This window comes from Nocardia otitidiscaviarum NBRC 14405, from assembly GCF_000308635.1.
In the GTDB taxonomy this organism is placed as follows: domain Bacteria; phylum Actinomycetota; class Actinomycetes; order Mycobacteriales; family Mycobacteriaceae; genus Nocardia; species Nocardia otitidiscaviarum.
In genome coordinates this window covers 17354-32915 of record NZ_BAGD01000036.1, presented here as the reverse complement: position 1 = coordinate 32915, position 15562 = coordinate 17354, and the positions used below count along the sequence as shown (strand labels likewise).

At 69.1% G+C, this 15562-nt stretch carries 16 protein-coding genes; 5 read left to right on the top strand and 11 right to left on the bottom strand.

Annotated features, from left to right (window positions below; genetic code table 11):
- The first annotated feature begins 393 nt into the window (after window positions 1–393).
- Complete coding sequence (locus ON31_RS05780; RefSeq protein WP_039810049.1) at window positions 394–1260, top strand: dienelactone hydrolase family protein; 867 nt, start codon at window positions 394–396, stop codon at window positions 1258–1260.
- A gap of 68 nt (window positions 1261–1328) precedes the next feature.
- On the opposite strand, the gene ON31_RS05775 is transcribed toward ON31_RS05780, so the two are convergent.
- A complete protein-coding gene (locus ON31_RS05775; protein WP_081592252.1) occupies window positions 1329–1544 on the bottom strand; it encodes an SDR family NAD(P)-dependent oxidoreductase in 216 nt (71 codons plus the stop codon).
- 126 nt (window positions 1545–1670) lie between these two features.
- Between ON31_RS05775 and ON31_RS05770 the strand changes: the two genes are divergently transcribed.
- Entirely contained in the window at window positions 1671–1859 is a 189-nt protein-coding gene (locus tag ON31_RS05770) for a hypothetical protein (RefSeq protein ID WP_039810044.1), read from the top strand.
- Between the two features lie 9 nt (window positions 1860–1868).
- On the opposite strand, the gene ON31_RS05765 is transcribed toward ON31_RS05770, so the two are convergent.
- Entirely contained in the window at window positions 1869–2339 is a 471-nt protein-coding gene (locus ON31_RS05765) for a hypothetical protein (RefSeq protein ID WP_255221996.1), read from the bottom strand.
- Window positions 2340–2639: 300 nt separating this feature from the next.
- On the opposite strand from ON31_RS05765, the gene ON31_RS05760 reads away from it, so the two are divergent.
- Entirely contained in the window at window positions 2640–3158 is a 519-nt protein-coding gene (locus tag ON31_RS05760; RefSeq protein WP_039810041.1) for a DUF6879 family protein, read from the top strand.
- Window positions 3155–3991 carry a helix-turn-helix domain-containing protein gene (locus tag ON31_RS05755; RefSeq protein ID WP_051036902.1) on the top strand — a complete coding sequence of 279 codons (837 nt, stop codon included), beginning with the start codon at window positions 3155–3157 and terminating at the stop codon, window positions 3989–3991. Before ON31_RS05760 ends, ON31_RS05755 begins: the two co-directional genes overlap by 4 nt.
- Window positions 3992–4062: 71 nt before the next feature.
- Here ON31_RS05755 and ON31_RS05750 read toward each other — a convergent pair whose 3' ends face one another.
- The 4 genes from ON31_RS05750 to ON31_RS05735 form a co-directional block, all read right to left on the bottom strand.
- Window positions 4063–6207 (bottom strand): hypothetical protein, encoded by a 2145-nt coding sequence (locus ON31_RS05750; RefSeq protein ID WP_039810038.1) that lies wholly within the window; start codon window positions 6205–6207, stop codon window positions 4063–4065.
- A gap of 141 nt (window positions 6208–6348) precedes the next feature.
- Window positions 6349–6663, bottom strand: coding sequence for a hypothetical protein (locus ON31_RS05745; protein ID WP_039810036.1), 315 nt, complete (start codon window positions 6661–6663; stop codon window positions 6349–6351).
- A 524-nt stretch (window positions 6664–7187) separates the two neighbouring features.
- On the bottom strand, window positions 7188–7496 hold the full coding sequence (locus ON31_RS05740) for a DUF6802 family protein (protein WP_029923753.1): 309 nt from the start codon (window positions 7494–7496) through the stop codon (window positions 7188–7190).
- A gap of 111 nt (window positions 7497–7607) precedes the next feature.
- A complete protein-coding gene (locus ON31_RS05735) occupies window positions 7608–7829 on the bottom strand; it encodes a PspC domain-containing protein (RefSeq protein ID WP_039810034.1) in 222 nt (73 codons plus the stop codon).
- Between the two features lie 187 nt (window positions 7830–8016).
- Between ON31_RS05735 and ON31_RS05730 the strand changes: the two genes are divergently transcribed.
- A complete protein-coding gene (locus ON31_RS05730) occupies window positions 8017–9672 on the top strand; it encodes an ABC-F family ATP-binding cassette domain-containing protein (RefSeq protein ID WP_039810032.1) in 1656 nt (551 codons plus the stop codon).
- A 14-nt stretch (window positions 9673–9686) separates the two neighbouring features.
- On the opposite strand, the gene glmM is transcribed toward ON31_RS05730, so the two are convergent.
- From glmM to ON31_RS37745, 5 genes are all read right to left on the bottom strand, one after another.
- On the bottom strand, window positions 9687–11063 hold the full coding sequence (gene glmM / locus ON31_RS05725) for a phosphoglucosamine mutase (protein WP_039810030.1): 1377 nt from the start codon (window positions 11061–11063) through the stop codon (window positions 9687–9689).
- 212 nt (window positions 11064–11275) lie between these two features.
- The gene (gene rpsI, locus ON31_RS05720; protein ID WP_029923749.1) at window positions 11276–11785 is read right to left on the bottom strand and encodes a 30S ribosomal protein S9; all 510 of its coding nucleotides are present in this window, start codon (window positions 11783–11785) and stop codon (window positions 11276–11278) included.
- Window positions 11782–12225, bottom strand: coding sequence for a 50S ribosomal protein L13 (gene rplM, locus ON31_RS05715; protein ID WP_029923748.1), 444 nt, complete (start codon window positions 12223–12225; stop codon window positions 11782–11784). Before rplM ends, rpsI begins: the two co-directional genes overlap by 4 nt.
- 311 nt (window positions 12226–12536) lie before the next feature.
- Window positions 12537–13052, bottom strand: coding sequence for a hypothetical protein (locus tag ON31_RS05710; protein ID WP_039810027.1), 516 nt, complete (start codon window positions 13050–13052; stop codon window positions 12537–12539).
- A complete protein-coding gene (locus tag ON31_RS37745) occupies window positions 13052–15544 on the bottom strand; it encodes a hypothetical protein (protein WP_255221995.1) in 2493 nt (830 codons plus the stop codon). Before ON31_RS37745 ends, ON31_RS05710 begins: the two co-directional genes overlap by 1 nt.
- Window positions 15545–15562 lie beyond the last annotated feature (18 nt).

Genomic DNA, 15562 nt, shown 5'->3' with positions numbered 1-15562 from the left:
GTTGGGGCGGGGCACTTCGCCCGGTGGTTCGCCCCTTCGGCACCCCTGCGAGCGCCCGCCTCGGCGGTTCGTCCGATTCCTCCGTGCATGTCGCGGCGAGTCGCGATTCGCGCCGGGCGAGTCCGACGGATGGTCGTTCGAAGATCGCGGCTCGACCGGAGCAGGCCATGACATTGCTGCGGCGTCGGGCGGTCCCCCAGCGACGCGACCCCCGACGTCACAGCGCCAGGCAGTCTGCACCCGGCAACGCGACCCACGGCCCCACATCCCCAGGCAACGCGAGCCGCGCTCCGGCATTCGCCGCACCATGTTTCCGCACGTAGTCGCCGCGTTGGAAGATGCGACATGCGTGGGCGGCAGCGTGCGGATCGAGAAAGCGCTAAGTTCTTCTGCGTGTCGGCGTCAGTGAAATCGCTATTGAGCACCTTGACCGCGAAGGGTCCGCACACGGTGCTGCGCGGCAATCTCGGTATCGCCGGGCAGCCCGGGGTGGTGTTCACCCCGGAGAAGGGGATGAACCTGCCCGCGGTGGCCTTCGGGCACGGGTGGTTGACCGGGGCCGGGAACTACCGACGCCTGCTCGAGCATCTGGCGTCGTGGGGATACGTCGCGGCCGCACCCGACACCGAACGCGGACCGATCCCCTCGCACCTGAACCTGGCCACCGATCTGCTCACCACCCTCGACATCTGCACCGGTGTGCGTCTGGGCGGCGGGGATATCAGCGTGCATCCCGACAAACTGGCCCTGGCCGGGCACGGAATGGGTGCCGGAGCGGCCACCATCGCCGCCTCCCAGCGCGCGGTCGCCGCCGTGGCCGCCCTCTACCCCGCGCCGACCGCCCCCTCGGGTGAGGCGCTGGCCCCGAGTATCGACACCCCCGCACTGATTCTGGCCGGAGCCGCCGACATCGACTCGGTCAGCTCCAACGCCGTCCCGCTGGCCGCCGCCTGGGGTGGCCGCGCCATCCTGCGCTCGGTGGAGAAGGCCACACACAACGGCATTGTCGAGGGCCGCCGCGCCCTCGCCGCCCTCGGTGCGGGCAGGCACGAACCGAAAACCGAACGCCTCACCCGCGCCCTGCTGGTCGGCTACCTCAACTACACCCTGCTCGGCGACAAGACCTACAAACTCTTCGCCGACCCCGAGGCGATCATCCCGCACACCGAACTGGTGGATCCGCACGCGGTCGAGGAGGAGCCGGAACCGGAACCGCAGAAGCTCCCTCTCCTGCAACTGGTGCAGGCGCTGCGAAAGTAGCTCCACCGCAACCGCTCTCGCGGATACCCAGCCCTGCGGGGTGGGCACGACGATTATCTCGGCAATGTTCACCCGAGCAACCCATTGATATTGGTGCCGACCATCCGATCCCATTCGTCGGCATGGCCCGCCTCGACCGGCGCGCCCAGCATGACGTCGGCATTCGCGACCACCAGATCGACCGGTCCGAGGGCCGCCCGCACCGTCCGCGCGGCATCGCGCAGTGACCGCTGATCGGTGACATCCGCGGGCACGGCCAATGCCGACTCTCCGATCTTCCCCACCGGTTACCCGGCGGGGGCCGCCATCGGGCGGCCGTGCTGCGCGCGAGGAGGTCGCGCTGCTCGCCGGTATGAGCACCGACTACTACCGCGCCTGGAGCAAGGGCTGACCGGCACCCTTCCGAGCAGGTGATCGAGACGCTGGCTCAGGTGCTCGGCCTCGGCTACGAGACCCTCACCGTGAACGACGCTCACGGCCAGGTCCTGGTCGTCTACCACGCCGAACCGGTTTCGCCCGCGGCACACGCCCTCACGCTGCTCGGCAGCATGAACGCTCCCGCCCCGAAAACCCGGACACCCACCTCGGAGCGCGGCTAGCGGCGGACTTCAGGATGCCGCGCCGCCCTGCCCCTGGCCGACCTGCCTCGGCAGATCCGGCGACATGGAGCGGCGCGCGTAGGCTGCTTCCGGCGTCACGGTGATGACATCCACCTGTCCGATCAGCGACTCAGGGATGTGTCCGCCCTCGAAGTGCTCGGCCCCGGGGACGATGACGGCTGCGGCGTCCAGCCGGGTGGCCTGTGCCTTCAGCCGGGCCAGCGGTGGCCGCCCGAATTTCGGGTCGTAGACGATCGTGTCGGCGAAGTCGTAGCCGAGACGAGCCGCCGACTCGCGGATCCGGCTCTCGTCCCGGAACTGCGCCGGACCGGACACATCGGTCCGCAGATACCCGATAGCCGTTGCCCGATAACGCATCTCGGCGCCGCCCTCTGCATCGTCGGCGGCGTGGTAGATCTCCAGATACACCCCCGGATGCCCATCGATGGGGTCATCGTCGTAGGCGTTGATCTCCAGCACGCCGGTTTCTGGGTAGGAACGGCTCGCCGGGCAATACCTGTCCGACGCTGTACGAGACCGAAGACAGCTTCGTAGCGCAGGGGTGGCGCACAGATACACCCGGAACTGTCGAAATCCCCCATGTGCTACTGGGTTACACCGATCCGGAGACCTATCTCGGCTCTCCGCTCGTTGACAGCGGAAGAGGCACCTTCCTGTTGAGCGGCGCACCGGTCACGGACCCGAACATACTGGCGCAGCTGGAAATAGCACCGAATGAGGCGGCAGTGGAAGTGCCCAGGAGGGAGAGGAGATTCTACGGTGAAGCTGTTACAGGGTGACGCATTCGACGACCTGATCCGGAGCAGTCGGCGCGAAGCCTTCCACCTCGAGCTACAGGACGACTACGAGTCGCCGGATGGGGATGAGCCGTACCGCAACTGGCTGACCGGTGGCCCGACGGACGATTTCGCCTGGTTCCAGGATTGGCTGAACCTGGTGCGGGACTTCACCGCCCGGGGGGCGGTAATGCGTCGGGCACGGGTTGTTACGGTTCCGATGACGGACTATCAGCGGTGGATGCTGGAGATCACGGCGAACAATGTTGCTGCTGGAGAGGACGTTCGGTATCTGGCCGACTCACGCCGGTTGTCAACCGACGACTGGTGGCTGCTGGACGATGAGACCGTGATCTTCACAACGTTCGAGGCGAGTGGCCGGTTCGCTGGCGCGGCGGTTACGCACGACCCGCGGATCATTGCCCACTGTCAGGAGGTTCGAGACTACGTCTGGTCGGCGGCAGTGCCGTTTGCCGATTACGCCGCTCTCAAGACACAGTGACCAGCGCAGTCCATGAACAACGGCAAGCTCTCGGGCTACGGCTCCGGGAGCTTCGCCGTAATGCGGGTTTGACCGGCCGCGCGCTGGCGAAATCGGCGAACTGGCCGGAGTCGAAGATCAGCAAGCTGGAGTACGGTCGGCAGACTCCCACGGAGGAAGATCTTCGAACCTGGTGTGACCGCACGGGCGGCGGCGATCAGCTACCCGATCTGATCGCGACGCTGCGGAACCTCGAAGCCGCCTACATGGAATGGCGACGAGCTCTCGGTATCGGTACGCGTCGGCACCAGCGCAGGTTGGACCGGGTCGCACAGGCGGCTACTCGATTGTATTGGTATGAGCCAGTTCTCATTCCTGGCCTGTTGCAGACTCCCGGACACATCGAGGCGGTGCTCCGTAGAATGATCAAGTTCTACGGAATTCCCGACGATCTGGACGATGGAGTCGAGGCCCGTGTCGAACGCCAGAAGATTTTGCACCACGGCAATCGCAAGTTCCCGTTCGTAATCGCCGAACAAGCCCTACAGACCACGGTCGGAAGCGAATCGATCATGCTGGGGCAGCTGGAATACCTCCTCGCGACGATGTCCTTGCCACGACTGGTGCTCGGGGTCGTGCCCGAACAGGCGGCCCTGGATGGTCCAGCCATCAATGGCTTCGTCATGTACGACAACCGGTTGGTGCTGGTTGAGACGGTGAGCGCGGAGTTGAGAATCAACCAGCCGCGCGAGATAGCGCTCTATGCCAAGTTGTTCGCGTTGCTGTCCGAACAGGCCCTCTACGGCGAACCTGGTCGGGCGCTGATCCGGAAAGCGATTGAAACCCGGACCTAACTCCGTTGCCCGCCCCCACACGCGCCGAGCTCAATGAATCCGGCACGCGTCCGCCGGAGTGGTGTGGCAGATCAAGGCGTGGGCGTATCCGGGAGTGGAGGGATCGGTTGCACCGGGACACCGGTCGCCCCGTGGTCCGGGGGCGATTGTCGGTCCAGGGGTGGTATGCCCGGGTAGGTGGGCGGCGAGTCGGTTCCGGGCAGGTCGGGGATCGGCGAGTCGAGGGAAGGGGCATCCGGAGGTCCCGGAGGCATCGGGGAGTCCTGCTGTGGGGGAACGTGTTCGGGGTTGTCCTGATGCGGGACGTCCTGGCCCGGCGCACCCTCATCCGGGGCATCTCGATCCGGCGCACCCACATCCGGAGCACCTTGATCCGGGGCGTCCCGGTCCGGAGTGAGGCAGACCGCTGGACTTTCCGAGGCCGGAGTGGGCGGCTCGGTGCATTCGGGAGCGGGGGGCGGGCAGTCGGGTGGTATGGAGTTGTCGGGTGGATTGCTCGGTGCATTCGACGTCTCGCCGGGATTCGGTGCGGATGGAGCGTACGGCGACGGCTGGGGTGATCCGTCGGGTGCGGTGGGATCGGAGCGAGGGGAATCGGGCTGTGGGGTATCGGGGTTCAGGTGCGCGGCGGGGGATTCGGTTTCGGCGGTGAGGATCGGTATGACGTGCTCGTTCAGGCGGAGAGTGAAAGTGGTCGTGGCTCCGGACGGGTCGGTGAGGGCGACGCTCAGGGTGCCGTTCGCGGTCTGCTCGATGGTGAGGTCGTGCTCGCCCAGCTCGAAATCGGCTCTTCCGGCTGGTTGGTCGGTGTCAGGGGTGGAATCGAGTTCACCCTGGTCGGTGCCTTCGTCGGTGCCGGGTTCCGTTGCCGGATCGTCGGAACGGTCGGGATTCGTCAGGTCGCTCAGACTGCCGAGGGCGGATTCGACGCCGGTTTGGAGGCCCGTTGTGAGGTGGCCGAGGAGTTCGGTGAGTGCGGAACCCGCGCCCGCGAGCAGGGAACCGAGCGGTAGCGGATCCGAGTGTGCGCCGGTGCCTTGGCCCGGAGGAGTGTCGGGCCAGGAGTCCGATGGCTGGTAGCCGGTGGTGTCCGGACCGAAGGGTTGCGCGGGCGCGCCCGGCGCGGGCTGCCCGGGCGCAGGAGCGGTGCGGCCAGCGCCGACCGATCCCGATGGATATTCCGTCGGAGTGCCCGCCCAGTCGGAACGTGCGGTGTTGGCGGGCGCAGCGGTTGCCGGGTTCGGTTGGGCACCGGGAGCCGTGACGGTCGCGGGGCTCACGAGCACACCGGGAGGTGCGGCACCGGGCGAGTTCGGCGGGACACCGGCGGATGCACCGACCGACGGGCTCGACGAGGACCCCGCAGGTGCGGTGGGAGCCGGTGGCGTACCGGGTGAGCTCGCGGCCGACCCAGCCGTGGCGGGAGTCGTGCCCCCGGCGGTTCCCGGGTCGACCGCGTCCGCGGATTGCGGTGGTGCTGTTCCGGTTTCGTTCGCGGGCAGTGGCGGCTCGAAAGGTGCGACGGGGCGCGGGTAGGGGCTGTCCAGGAGTGCCGCCATGGCGGTCGTGACGGTGCGGAAGTTGTCGACGACGATGTGGTCGACATCCGCGCACATGGCCGTGAACTCGGCGTGTTTGCGCTCTACATCCGGTTTGAAGGTGGTACGCAGCCACTCGGTGGCGGCGTCGTCCGCGGCGTCGAGCATCGCTTCGATATCGCCGGGCGACCTACCATCGATGGCGACGGCGGTGCTGTCTTCCCCGCGCCGTTCGAGCAGCCCGACGGTCCGAACGGCTTTCGTGAACACCGCCTGCCGCAATGGGTCGAGTACGCCGTCGATGGCCGCCACCACGGCCTGTGCGATATCGAGGTCACCGCGCGCGCGCCGCTGCTGACCGTCGACCACCTCGCGGGCGGCGGCACCACCGCGTCCCGCCCAGATATCCGGCAGCCGCCGCGCGACGCCCAACTGGGCCATCCACTGCCGCTCGGCCCCGATGACCGCGTCGGCCAAAGCGTTCCGTGCCATATCGAGTTTGCCGAGATCGAGTCCACGCTGTTCGTCGTACCGGGCCTGCAGTTCCCGCGTCCCGAAACCGGGCAGCGCACCGAAGGCCCGCTCGTACAGCGGCAGGAAGCGCTCCCAGTATTCGAGCCCGACCGCCCCGTAATCCAGGATCTCGTCGACGGACCTCCCCGCCGGATCGAAAGTCACAGTCCCCCCTGATATCCCGCCATATCGTTCGCCGTGTATTTCCGGTCGGCCCACTACGGCCAGCCACGCGCGTTGCTTCCAGTCCCAGCACCGCAGGCGATGTCGATGCCGAGCACCACGCGGTGGCATCGTTTCCGACCACTACCGCGGGGTGTGTTCGGCCCGTTCCCGGTCGGTGCGCTCGTACTCCGCGACCGCCGTATCCAGGCCCGAGGCGGTGGTGGCGGTGGCCGTGGCCCAGTCGCGTAGCCAGCCCGCAAGGTGTTCGAGCCCTCGATGCACCGCCATGCCGTGCTCCGCGTAGTTCCGCCCGGCCTGGTCGTTGCCGATGCCGAACATGTGCTCGTCAATGCGACGCGCCTGTAGGCGTAGTGATTCCGCGGAGTCGCGCAAGGTTGCCGCGGTAATGCGCAGCGCGGCGATATCCACCGCGAAACCATCGGTCCCGCCACCCATATTTCCCCCTTTCGCGTTCAGTCACCGAAGCGGCCGGGTTCGGCCACTGTCGCGGCGATCGCCAACCGTCGCCCGCATATTCGACATCGCGACCGTTGTCGGACGGCTCGCCGAGACCGGCCACGGCCGCCGCTCGACGGTCACCCGGGCGGCATTCGACCGCGACCGGCATTCCACGTCCATCATTCATCACGCTCGGACGATCATGTGGTCCGCTCACGGAGCCGCGCGGTCTACCTCCGAGCGGCCAGATCTCTCACGGGTCACACAGCCGCACAGGCCAGTTCGTTCAGCCGTCGGTGTGCGAGTCATGTGGAGGCACGCACGGCCCCGACGCCATCGGCGCGCCCGGCCCGATCAGGGTCCGGGCGCGAACGCCGCCGCGATCGACCCGAGATCGGTCGCGGCGAGTCCGGCCGGACGGCCCCGCATGCACGGCCGTCCCGTATGCCCAATGGGACGAGTTCCGTGTATCGGGTCGGACGGCTACCGCGCGTCGGATCGAGTAAGGACCGCCGACGCGTTCATCCGCCCAGGCTGCCGCCGTCGGTGCGCACCCATTCGCTGGTGCCGTCCGTGTTGTGACGGAATTCCCAGGCCGCGTAGTCGCCGCCCTCGTCGACGACCGTGACGTGGTCGGCATAGCCGTCGTGGTCGAGGTCGGTCCATACGTGCATGGCGCGGTCGCCATTGGTGGTGAGGGTGTCGAGGCGACCGTCGCCGTCGATGTCCTGAACGGGATGGGTTAGCTCCACCGCGCCCAGAGCACCCAGCTCCGAGTGGGTGTCGAGATTCGGCAAGTCCAGACCGGGCAGATCACCGGATGCGACCATGTGCACTCCTTCACTGCGACGTGCCCATCATCCTCGCACCCGGGGCGGTGGCTCGGGGTGACTTACTCTCGAGTTGTGGATTACTCGCCGGGTGTGGACAACCCGGATCGGTTACATCTGGGCGACGTACGGTCCCTTGTTCTTCGGAATCACCAGCCAGAGCACCAGATAGATGATGAACTGCGGTCCCGGCAGCAGACAGGACAGCACGAACAGCGCACGGATGAGGTTGGCGTTCCAGCCGAAGTACTCGGCAAGTCCACCGCAGACTCCGGCGATCCACTTATCGCTGGTCGAGCGGGTGAGGCGGCGGGTGGGAGTCGGTGTTGTCATACCTCCACTCTCCCCGCGCGGCCTCGCGCGCGCATCGGTCCAACGCCCGATTCGGACCCTGACTTTCCGCCGCCCCCGTCTCAGGGTCCAACCCTGAACAGGGCAGACTGCATCCAATGAGCGGGCAGGCGCGGCAGCGACAACGGGTGTCCACGCCGCGCCCCGACGATGCGCGAAAGGACACAGCGTGAGCGCGACCCTGCACGCCCGCGGACTATCGGCCGGGCACGGTGAACGAACCCTGTTCGCCGATCTGGATCTCGTCCTCGCACCGGGCGACGTGATCGGACTGGTCGGGGTGAACGGAGCCGGGAAATCGACCCTGCTGCGCATGCTCGCCGCCGGTCGGGCGGCGGACGGCAGCATCGCGCTCAGCCCACCCGACGCGACCGTCGGCTACCTCGCGCAGGAACCCGAGCGGCTGGCGGGCGAGACGGTCATGGCCTTCCTGGCCCGCCGCACCGGTGTCGCGGACGCACAGCGGCGGATGGACGCGGCAGCCGAACGGCTCGCCGACGGCGGCGCGGACGAGTACTCCCCCGCCCTGGAGCGTTGGCTGGCGCTCGGCGGCGCGGATCTGGAGCAGCGCGCCGCGGAGGTGGCCGCCGAACTCGGCCTCGCCGACAGTCTGCCGCACGGCCTGGACACCCCCATGACCGTGCTCTCCGGCGGCCAGGCGGCCCGCGCCGGATTGGCCTCGGTGCTGTTGTCGCGCTTCGATATTCTGCTGCTCGACGAGCCCACCAACGACCTGGATCTGGACGGCCTGGAACGCCTGGAGCAGTTCGTGACGGGTGTGCGCGCACCCCTCATGGTCGTCAGTCACGACCGGGAGTTCCTGGCGCGCACCGTGAATCGCATCGTCGAACTGGATCTCGCCCAGCAGCGGGTGGACGTCTACGACGGCTCCTACGAGTCGTATCTGGCCGAACGCGAGATCGCCCGCCGCCACGCCCGCGAGGCGTACGAGGAGTTCGCCGACACCAAGGCCGGACTCGAGGCCCGCGCCACCATGCAGCGCAACTGGATGGAACACGGCGTGCGCACCGCCCGCCGCAAGGCCAAGGATCCGCGGAAACTGGACTCCGACAAGGCGGGTCGCAAGATGCGCGCCGAGTCCACCGAGAAGCAGGCATCCAAGATCAAGCAAACACTCAAGCGCATCGAGCGCCTGGATGCGGTGGAGGAGCCGCGCAAGGAGTGGGAGCTGCGCATGTCCATCGCGGCCGCGCCACGCAGTGGCACGGTGGTCGCCACACTCTCCAGTGCCACCGTGGCGCGCGGCGACTTCACGCTCGGGCCGGTCAGCGTGCGCATCGACTTCGGCGACCGCATCGTGCTCACCGGCGACAACGGTTCGGGCAAGTCCACACTGCTATCCCTGCTGCTCGGAAAGACCGTGCCGGACAGCGGTTCCGCCGCCCTTGGCTCCGGCGTCGCCATCGGCGAGGTGGATCAGGCCCGCGGCTTGTTCCGCGGAACCGCCACGCTCGCCGATACGTTCAGCGCCGAGGTGCCCGACTGGCCGGAATCCGAGGTCCGTACCCTGCTGGCGAAGTTCGGCCTGCGTGGCTCACATGTGTTGCGCCCCAACGACACCCTGTCACCCGGCGAGCGCACCCGCGCCGCCCTGGCCCTGCTCCAGGCGCGCGGGGTGAACCTTCTCGTACTGGACGAACCCACCAACCATCTCGACCTGCCCGCCATCGAACAACTGGAGCAGGCTGTCGAATCCTTCGACGGCACCCTGCTGCTGGTCACCCACGACCGCCGCATGCTCGACACCGTGCGCGCCACCCGTCGCTGGCGCATGGAACGCGGCCGACTGACCGAGGACCGCTGACGCGCGGCGGAGTCCTACACCGCCGCTACCAGTTTCGCGAGATCACCGGCCAGCCGCTGGGCCTGGTCCAGATCGGTGGCCTCCACCATGACGCGGACCAGCTGTTCGGTTCCACTGGGGCGCAGCAGAACTCGACCCGAATCGCCGAGCACACGTTCGGCTTCGGACACCGCCTCCAGCACCGAGGGAGCCGCCGCGACCGCGGACTTGTCGCTGACCGGAACGTTCACCAGCACCTGCGGCACCGTCCGCACCACGGATGCCAGATCCGCCAGGCCGCGGCCGGTTTCGGCCATGCGCGCCATGAGCTTCAAGCCGGTGAGAATGCCGTCGCCGGTGGTGCCGAAGCGCGGGAACACCACGTGTCCGGACTGCTCACCGCCGAGTGAATAACCGCCGCGCCGCAACTCTTCCAGGACGTACCGATCGCCGACCGCCGTGGTGAGCACCGTGATTCCGGCCTCACGCAGGGCGATGTGCAGACCCAGGTTGCTCATGACCGTCGCCACCAGCGTGTCGTCGACCAACTGGCCGCTGTCGCGCATGGCCAGCGCCAGGATCGCCATGATGGCATCGCCGTCCACGACCGCGCCGGTGGCGTCCACGGCCAGGCAGCGGTCGGCATCACCGTCGTGCGCCAGACCCAGATCCGCGCCGTGCTCGAGGACCGCACGCCGCACCTGCTCCAGATGCGTCGAACCGCAGTCGTCGTTGATGTTCAACCCGTCCGGGTCGGCGTGAATGGCGATAACGGTCGCACCCGCCTCGCGGTACGCGGTCGGCCCCACCTCGGAGGCCGCGCCGTTGGCGCAGTCCACCACGACTTTCAGTCCACTGAGGTCGCGGCCGGTGGCCTCCACGAGGTGTTCCACATAGCGCTCGTGCGTGCCCTCCAGGGTGTAGGCGGCATCGGCGTGGAAGACCTGTCCGCCGACGCCGGGACGGCCCAGCACACGTCCGATGGCCGCCCCCGTGGGCCGGGCGAAGGAGCCCTCGGCGACCAGCGCCTCGATGCGGTCCTCCACGGCGTCGTCGAGCTTGTGCCCGCCCGCGGCGAAAATCTTGATTCCGTTGTCCGGCATGGGATTGTGCGATGCCGAGATCATGACGCCCAGGCACGCGTCGTACACGCCGGTCAGATATGCGACCGCCGGAGTCGGCAGCACGCCGACCGACAGCACGTCCACTCCGGCCGACGTCAGGCCCGCGGTGACCGCGGCCTCCAGCATCTCGCCGCTGGCCCGGGGATCGCGCCCCACCACCGCCAGCGCGCGCTTCTTGCCCCGGCTCAGAACCTGCGCCGCCGCGGCCGAAACCCGTAGCGCCAGTTCCGGACTCAGTGACTCGTTGGCAAGCCCGCGGACTCCGTCGGTGCCGAACAAACGTCCCATACCTCACCCCTGGTCGATTGACATAGCAAAAAAGCAGGCGCCCGGCCGGTCCGAAAACCGTTGCCGGAAGCCTGCTCTCGTACCGGGGATCGCCCCCGCCCTGCGGGGAGCACGCGGTCTCGCCGCGCCATGCCCGTACGAATCGCCGCACCTGACAATACCGTGCCCGGCCCTGCGCGGGGCCGGGCACGGTACAGCCGTACGGCGCGATATCAGCGCTTCGAGTACTGAGGCGCCTTGCGGGCCTTCTTGAGGCCGTACTTCTTGCGCTCGGTGGCACGCGGGTCACGGGTCAGGAAGCCGGCGCGCTTGAGGGCCGGACGATCCTCGGGGGTGACCTCGATCAGCGCACGAGCGATGGCGAGACGCAGCGCGCCGGCCTGACCGGACGGGCCGCCGCCGACCAGGCGGGCGTGCACGTCGAAGGTCTCGGTGCGCTCGACGGTGACCAGCGGGGACTTCACCAGCTGCTGGTGCACCTTGTTCGGGAAGTAGTCCTCGATGGTGCGGCCGTTGAGCACGAAGTTGCCGGAGCCGGGCACCAGGCGGACGCGGACGACGGCCTCCTTGCGGCGGCCGACGGTCTGCACCGGGCGGTCGATGACGACCGGGGCGTAGGTCTCGGCGGTGTACTCGGCGTCGTAGCCGGCACCCTCGTCGACGACCTCGACGCTGGTGTCCTCGACGACGTAGTCGTCGTTGAATTCCTCAGGAGCGGTCACTGGGCCACCTGCTTGATCTCGAACGGAATGGGCTGCTGAGCGGCATGCGGATGGGTCGGGCCCGCGTACACCTTCAGCTTGCCGGCGATGCGGTTGCCCAGCTTGTTCTTCGGGATCATGCCCTTGATGGCACGCTCGACCAGCCGGTCGGGGCGGGTCTCGAGCACCTGGCGGACAGACCGGGTCTTCAGACCGCCCGGGTGGCCCGAGTGGGTGTGGATGAAGGTGCGGTCGGCCTTGTTGCCGGCAATGGAGATCTTGTCGGCGTTGATGATGATGACGAAATCGCCACCATCGACGTTCGGGGCGTAGGTCGGCTTGTTCTTGCCGCGCAGCAGATTCGCTGCCTGCACGGCAAGGCGGCCGAGCCGTACGTCAGTGGCGTCGATGACGTACCACTTGCGGGTCACGTCACCAGCCTTGGGGCTGTACGTAGGCACAGTGCTTCCCTGTCTGTCGTCGGTGTTGCCAGCCAAGCATGCGGTCGAGCCGATCCCGGCGGCCGGTGGAGACCCGGGGACTCGTGGGACACACCGGTTGCCCGGCGGTACCGCACGCCAACGGGCCACGATACCAGGGGTGGGCCGGGCACCAGAAACCGGTCTCCGGCGGGCGGGCAGTGGACCTCACGGGCCGAGTAGGGCAACGCACCCGGTCACGGGCCACGCGGGTCGGCGCACCGGCCACGGGCCACGCTCGGGCCGCGAACCGGTCACGAGCGGAGTGAACCGGTCAGGAGTCGAAGTGCGGGTCAGATCTGGACGGGCGGGCCCGGGTCCGCGCCTCGGATGGGGCCGGGAATGGAGTAGCGCAGGGTGTCGATGCCGCTGGGGGTGCATTCGACCACCCCGGGGCCGTTGATGGCGGCGATGCCGGGGGCCGGCGGGAGGGTGACGAAGGGGGTTACGGCGCACGAGCCCCCGGCCGGTTCGGCGGTGCGGTCCACGGCGGGCCAGGAGCCGAAGTCACCCACGGGCCGGACGGCGGGCGCGGGGATGTCGTATTCGACCGATCGGATGTCGAAGTCGCTGGCCACCGCGGTCGCGTCGACCGTGGTGGCGGGTGTTTCGGCGGCGGCCGGACGCGTATGCGCACCGGAGAGCGCATCGTCGGTGCCGAACCCGGATGATGCGGCGTCGGAGTCCCCCACGGTTTCGGTCCCCCGCGCGGTCGCCGCGAGGTCGTCGGCGGGATGCCCGGAGTGCAGGGTGACCGCGGCGAAAGCGGCCGCACCCAGGACCGCAGGGGTTCCGAAGCGCCTTCGCATCAGCGCTTGCCCTTCATCTTTCGCCACAGGCCCTTGCGCTTGCGATCACCCTCGGCCGCATCGCGATCCGAACTGTCGGCATCGCGGTCCGGCGATAGCGGATGGGGGGACTGCGGCCCGCTGGACGGCATCGGTCCACCGTACATCGCTCCGCCCTGACCCGCCCCGGTTCCCGCGGACGTTCCGCCGGGTCCGTGCGGCCCATATCCCCCACCACCAGACCCGTACTGCCCCAGCTGACCGTAACCACCCGAAGCGCCACCGGCACCGGAGCCGTATCCCTGCCCCGGCGCTACCTGCCCATGCGGACCTGTGCTCTGCCCCGGCACTGCCTGCCCATGCGGACCTGTGCTCTGCCCCGGCGCTACCTGGCCATGCGGTCCCGTGCTCTGCCCCGGCGCTACTTGCCCATGCGGTCCCGTGCTCTGGCCCGCCGTGGCCTGTCCGTGCGCTCCCGCGCTCTGACCGGGTCCGACCTGCCCATGCGGGCCGGTGCCCTGGCCCGGAGCACCTTGACCGTACGGAACGTTCGGCCCCGGCGCGCCGGACGCCTGTCCGTACGGACCGGCACCCGATCCGGGTGCGGTAGGGGCCTGCCCGTGCGGGCCGGTGCTCTGCCCCGGCGCGGTGGGGCCCGGCGAGTATGGACCCGCACCTTGACCCGCGTAATCCTGTCCGGCGTAACCCTGCCCTGAGTAGTCCTGTCCCGAATAGCCCTGACCGGCAGCACCACTCGCACCACCCGGCTGCCCACCACTCCCGGTGGGCGAATTCCCCTGCCCCGCTGCCTGACCGGGCTGCTGCCCGACCACGGCGGTCGTCTGATCGTCGGCTGGCGTCCCCGGTGGCCGCGTGAAGCGCCCGCCCACGGTGGCGAGCCCCGGTGGCAGTCCCCGCGTCGACGGCGACGCGATCGGCACCTCCCCGCTGGGTGGATTCGAGGCCGTTCCGCCCGGCCCCTGGGCGGCCGCCGCATGCCCCTGCGCCGCGAGCTGCGCGGCCTCGGCCTGGGTCATCCGGCGAGTCTGGCCTTCGGCAGGGTCGATGCCGCCGGACGGCGATTGCGCACCCCCGGCGCGACTCGCCGCCTGCGCCTGGTCCGCCGTACCACCGTGGGCCGCGGAATCCGCCGCCGTGCCGTACCCGACCTGCCCCGCAACGGCCGCCCCGGCTTGTCGATCTGCGGCAGCGACAGCCTGCTGACCGACCTCCATTGCGCCCGAACCGGATTCGGCCGCGCCCCGCTGCCCGGAAGTCCCCGTCCCCGGTCGACCACCCGCACCGGTGGATCCGCTCGTCGTCGCGGCGGCCCCACCCGCACCAGCGGCGGTCGATGCGGCTGCTGCCCCACCCGAACCAGCAGGCACGGCAGATCCACTCGCACCGGTAGTCGTGCCGGATCCACTCGCACCGGACGTACCGCGCCCGCCCGCACCAGCAGACGTACCGGCTCCAGCGGCAGACGCGCCGGACACGCTCGCACCACCGGATGCGCCGGACCCACTCGCACCGGCGGGTGCTCCACTCGCGCCCGGAGTGGCGGATCCACCCGCGCCCGGAGCCGAATGCCGCGCACCCGCCGCACCGCCGCCAGGTTGCGCGTATCCGGGCTGTCCGGGCGTGGGCTGGGTGAGGCGGGGGTCCGGTGCGTACTCGTCGGCCTCGATGTCATTGGCCAGCAGGTGGGTCGCGCCCAGGACCAGCGCGTGCATGGGGTGGTCGGCGACCTGGAGGCGGTGGCCGAGGTGGTTCTGGAAGGCCAGCCGTAGGGCGTCGTTGAAGGCGATATTGCCGGTGAGCAGGACCGTGGAGGTGTCCGCGCCGATGGTACGGGCGGCGGCCATGACCTCGATCACCACATTGTCGGCGGCGCGGGCGTCGTGCAGGGCCTCCGGATGGATGGTCAGGCCCATGGATTCGGTGGGCTCCTCGTCGTCACCGTGTACGGCGACGACCAGGCAGCCGCGACCGTCGGAGTAGACGCCGGTCGCGCCGACCACCGGGCCGGGTTCGGGGCCGCGCACCAGGTTCAGCGCGCGCACGTATCCCGACAGCGCCACCGACTCCGGCAGCGGCTCCACGATCACGCCGAGCTGTTCCACCAGGCGCGCGTATTCGTCGACCTTGGGGTCGGGCCAGTCGTCCGGGAACGGCAGCGCCACCACCGCGGGCGCCCCGCCCAGATGCTTGCCGATACCCGCCAGCGGATTGAACAGCCGCGCCCGGAACACCAGTTCGGCGGGCCAGGTGGCCCCGGCCACCACGATCTGCGGGTGACCGATGATGTCGCGCACATCCGAGATGGCGATACCGACGTCGGGACGCCGGTCCACCCCGGCGGTGTGCAGCCGACCGGATGAATCCGCCAATAGGTACGCGGGCGGTGTATATGTGCCTTCGACCTGCACCGGGCGGATCGGTGTGCCACCGCCGCCGGCGGCCGCCGTCACCACATCCCACCCGAGATGCACTGCCCCAACTCGAGCCGTCACAGCCACCAGTCTGCCTGT

Bases quoted from the DNA above. Each gene is read 5' to 3' on its own strand.
- ON31_RS05745 (WP_039810036.1), bottom strand. From the start codon at position 6,663: ATGGGTGGCGGGACCGATGGTTTCGCGGTGGATATCGCCGCGCTGCGC.
- ON31_RS05740 (WP_029923753.1), bottom strand. From the start codon at position 7,496: ATGGTCGCATCCGGTGATCTGCCCGGTCTGGACTTGCCGAATCTCGAC.
- ON31_RS05735 (WP_039810034.1), bottom strand. From the start codon at position 7,829: ATGACAACACCGACTCCCACCCGCCGCCTCACCCGCTCGACCAGCGAT.
- glmM (WP_039810030.1), bottom strand. From the start codon at position 11,063: ATGGGACGTTTGTTCGGCACCGACGGAGTCCGCGGGCTTGCCAACGAG.
- ON31_RS05710 (WP_039810027.1), bottom strand. From the start codon at position 13,052: ATGCGAAGGCGCTTCGGAACCCCTGCGGTCCTGGGTGCGGCCGCTTTC.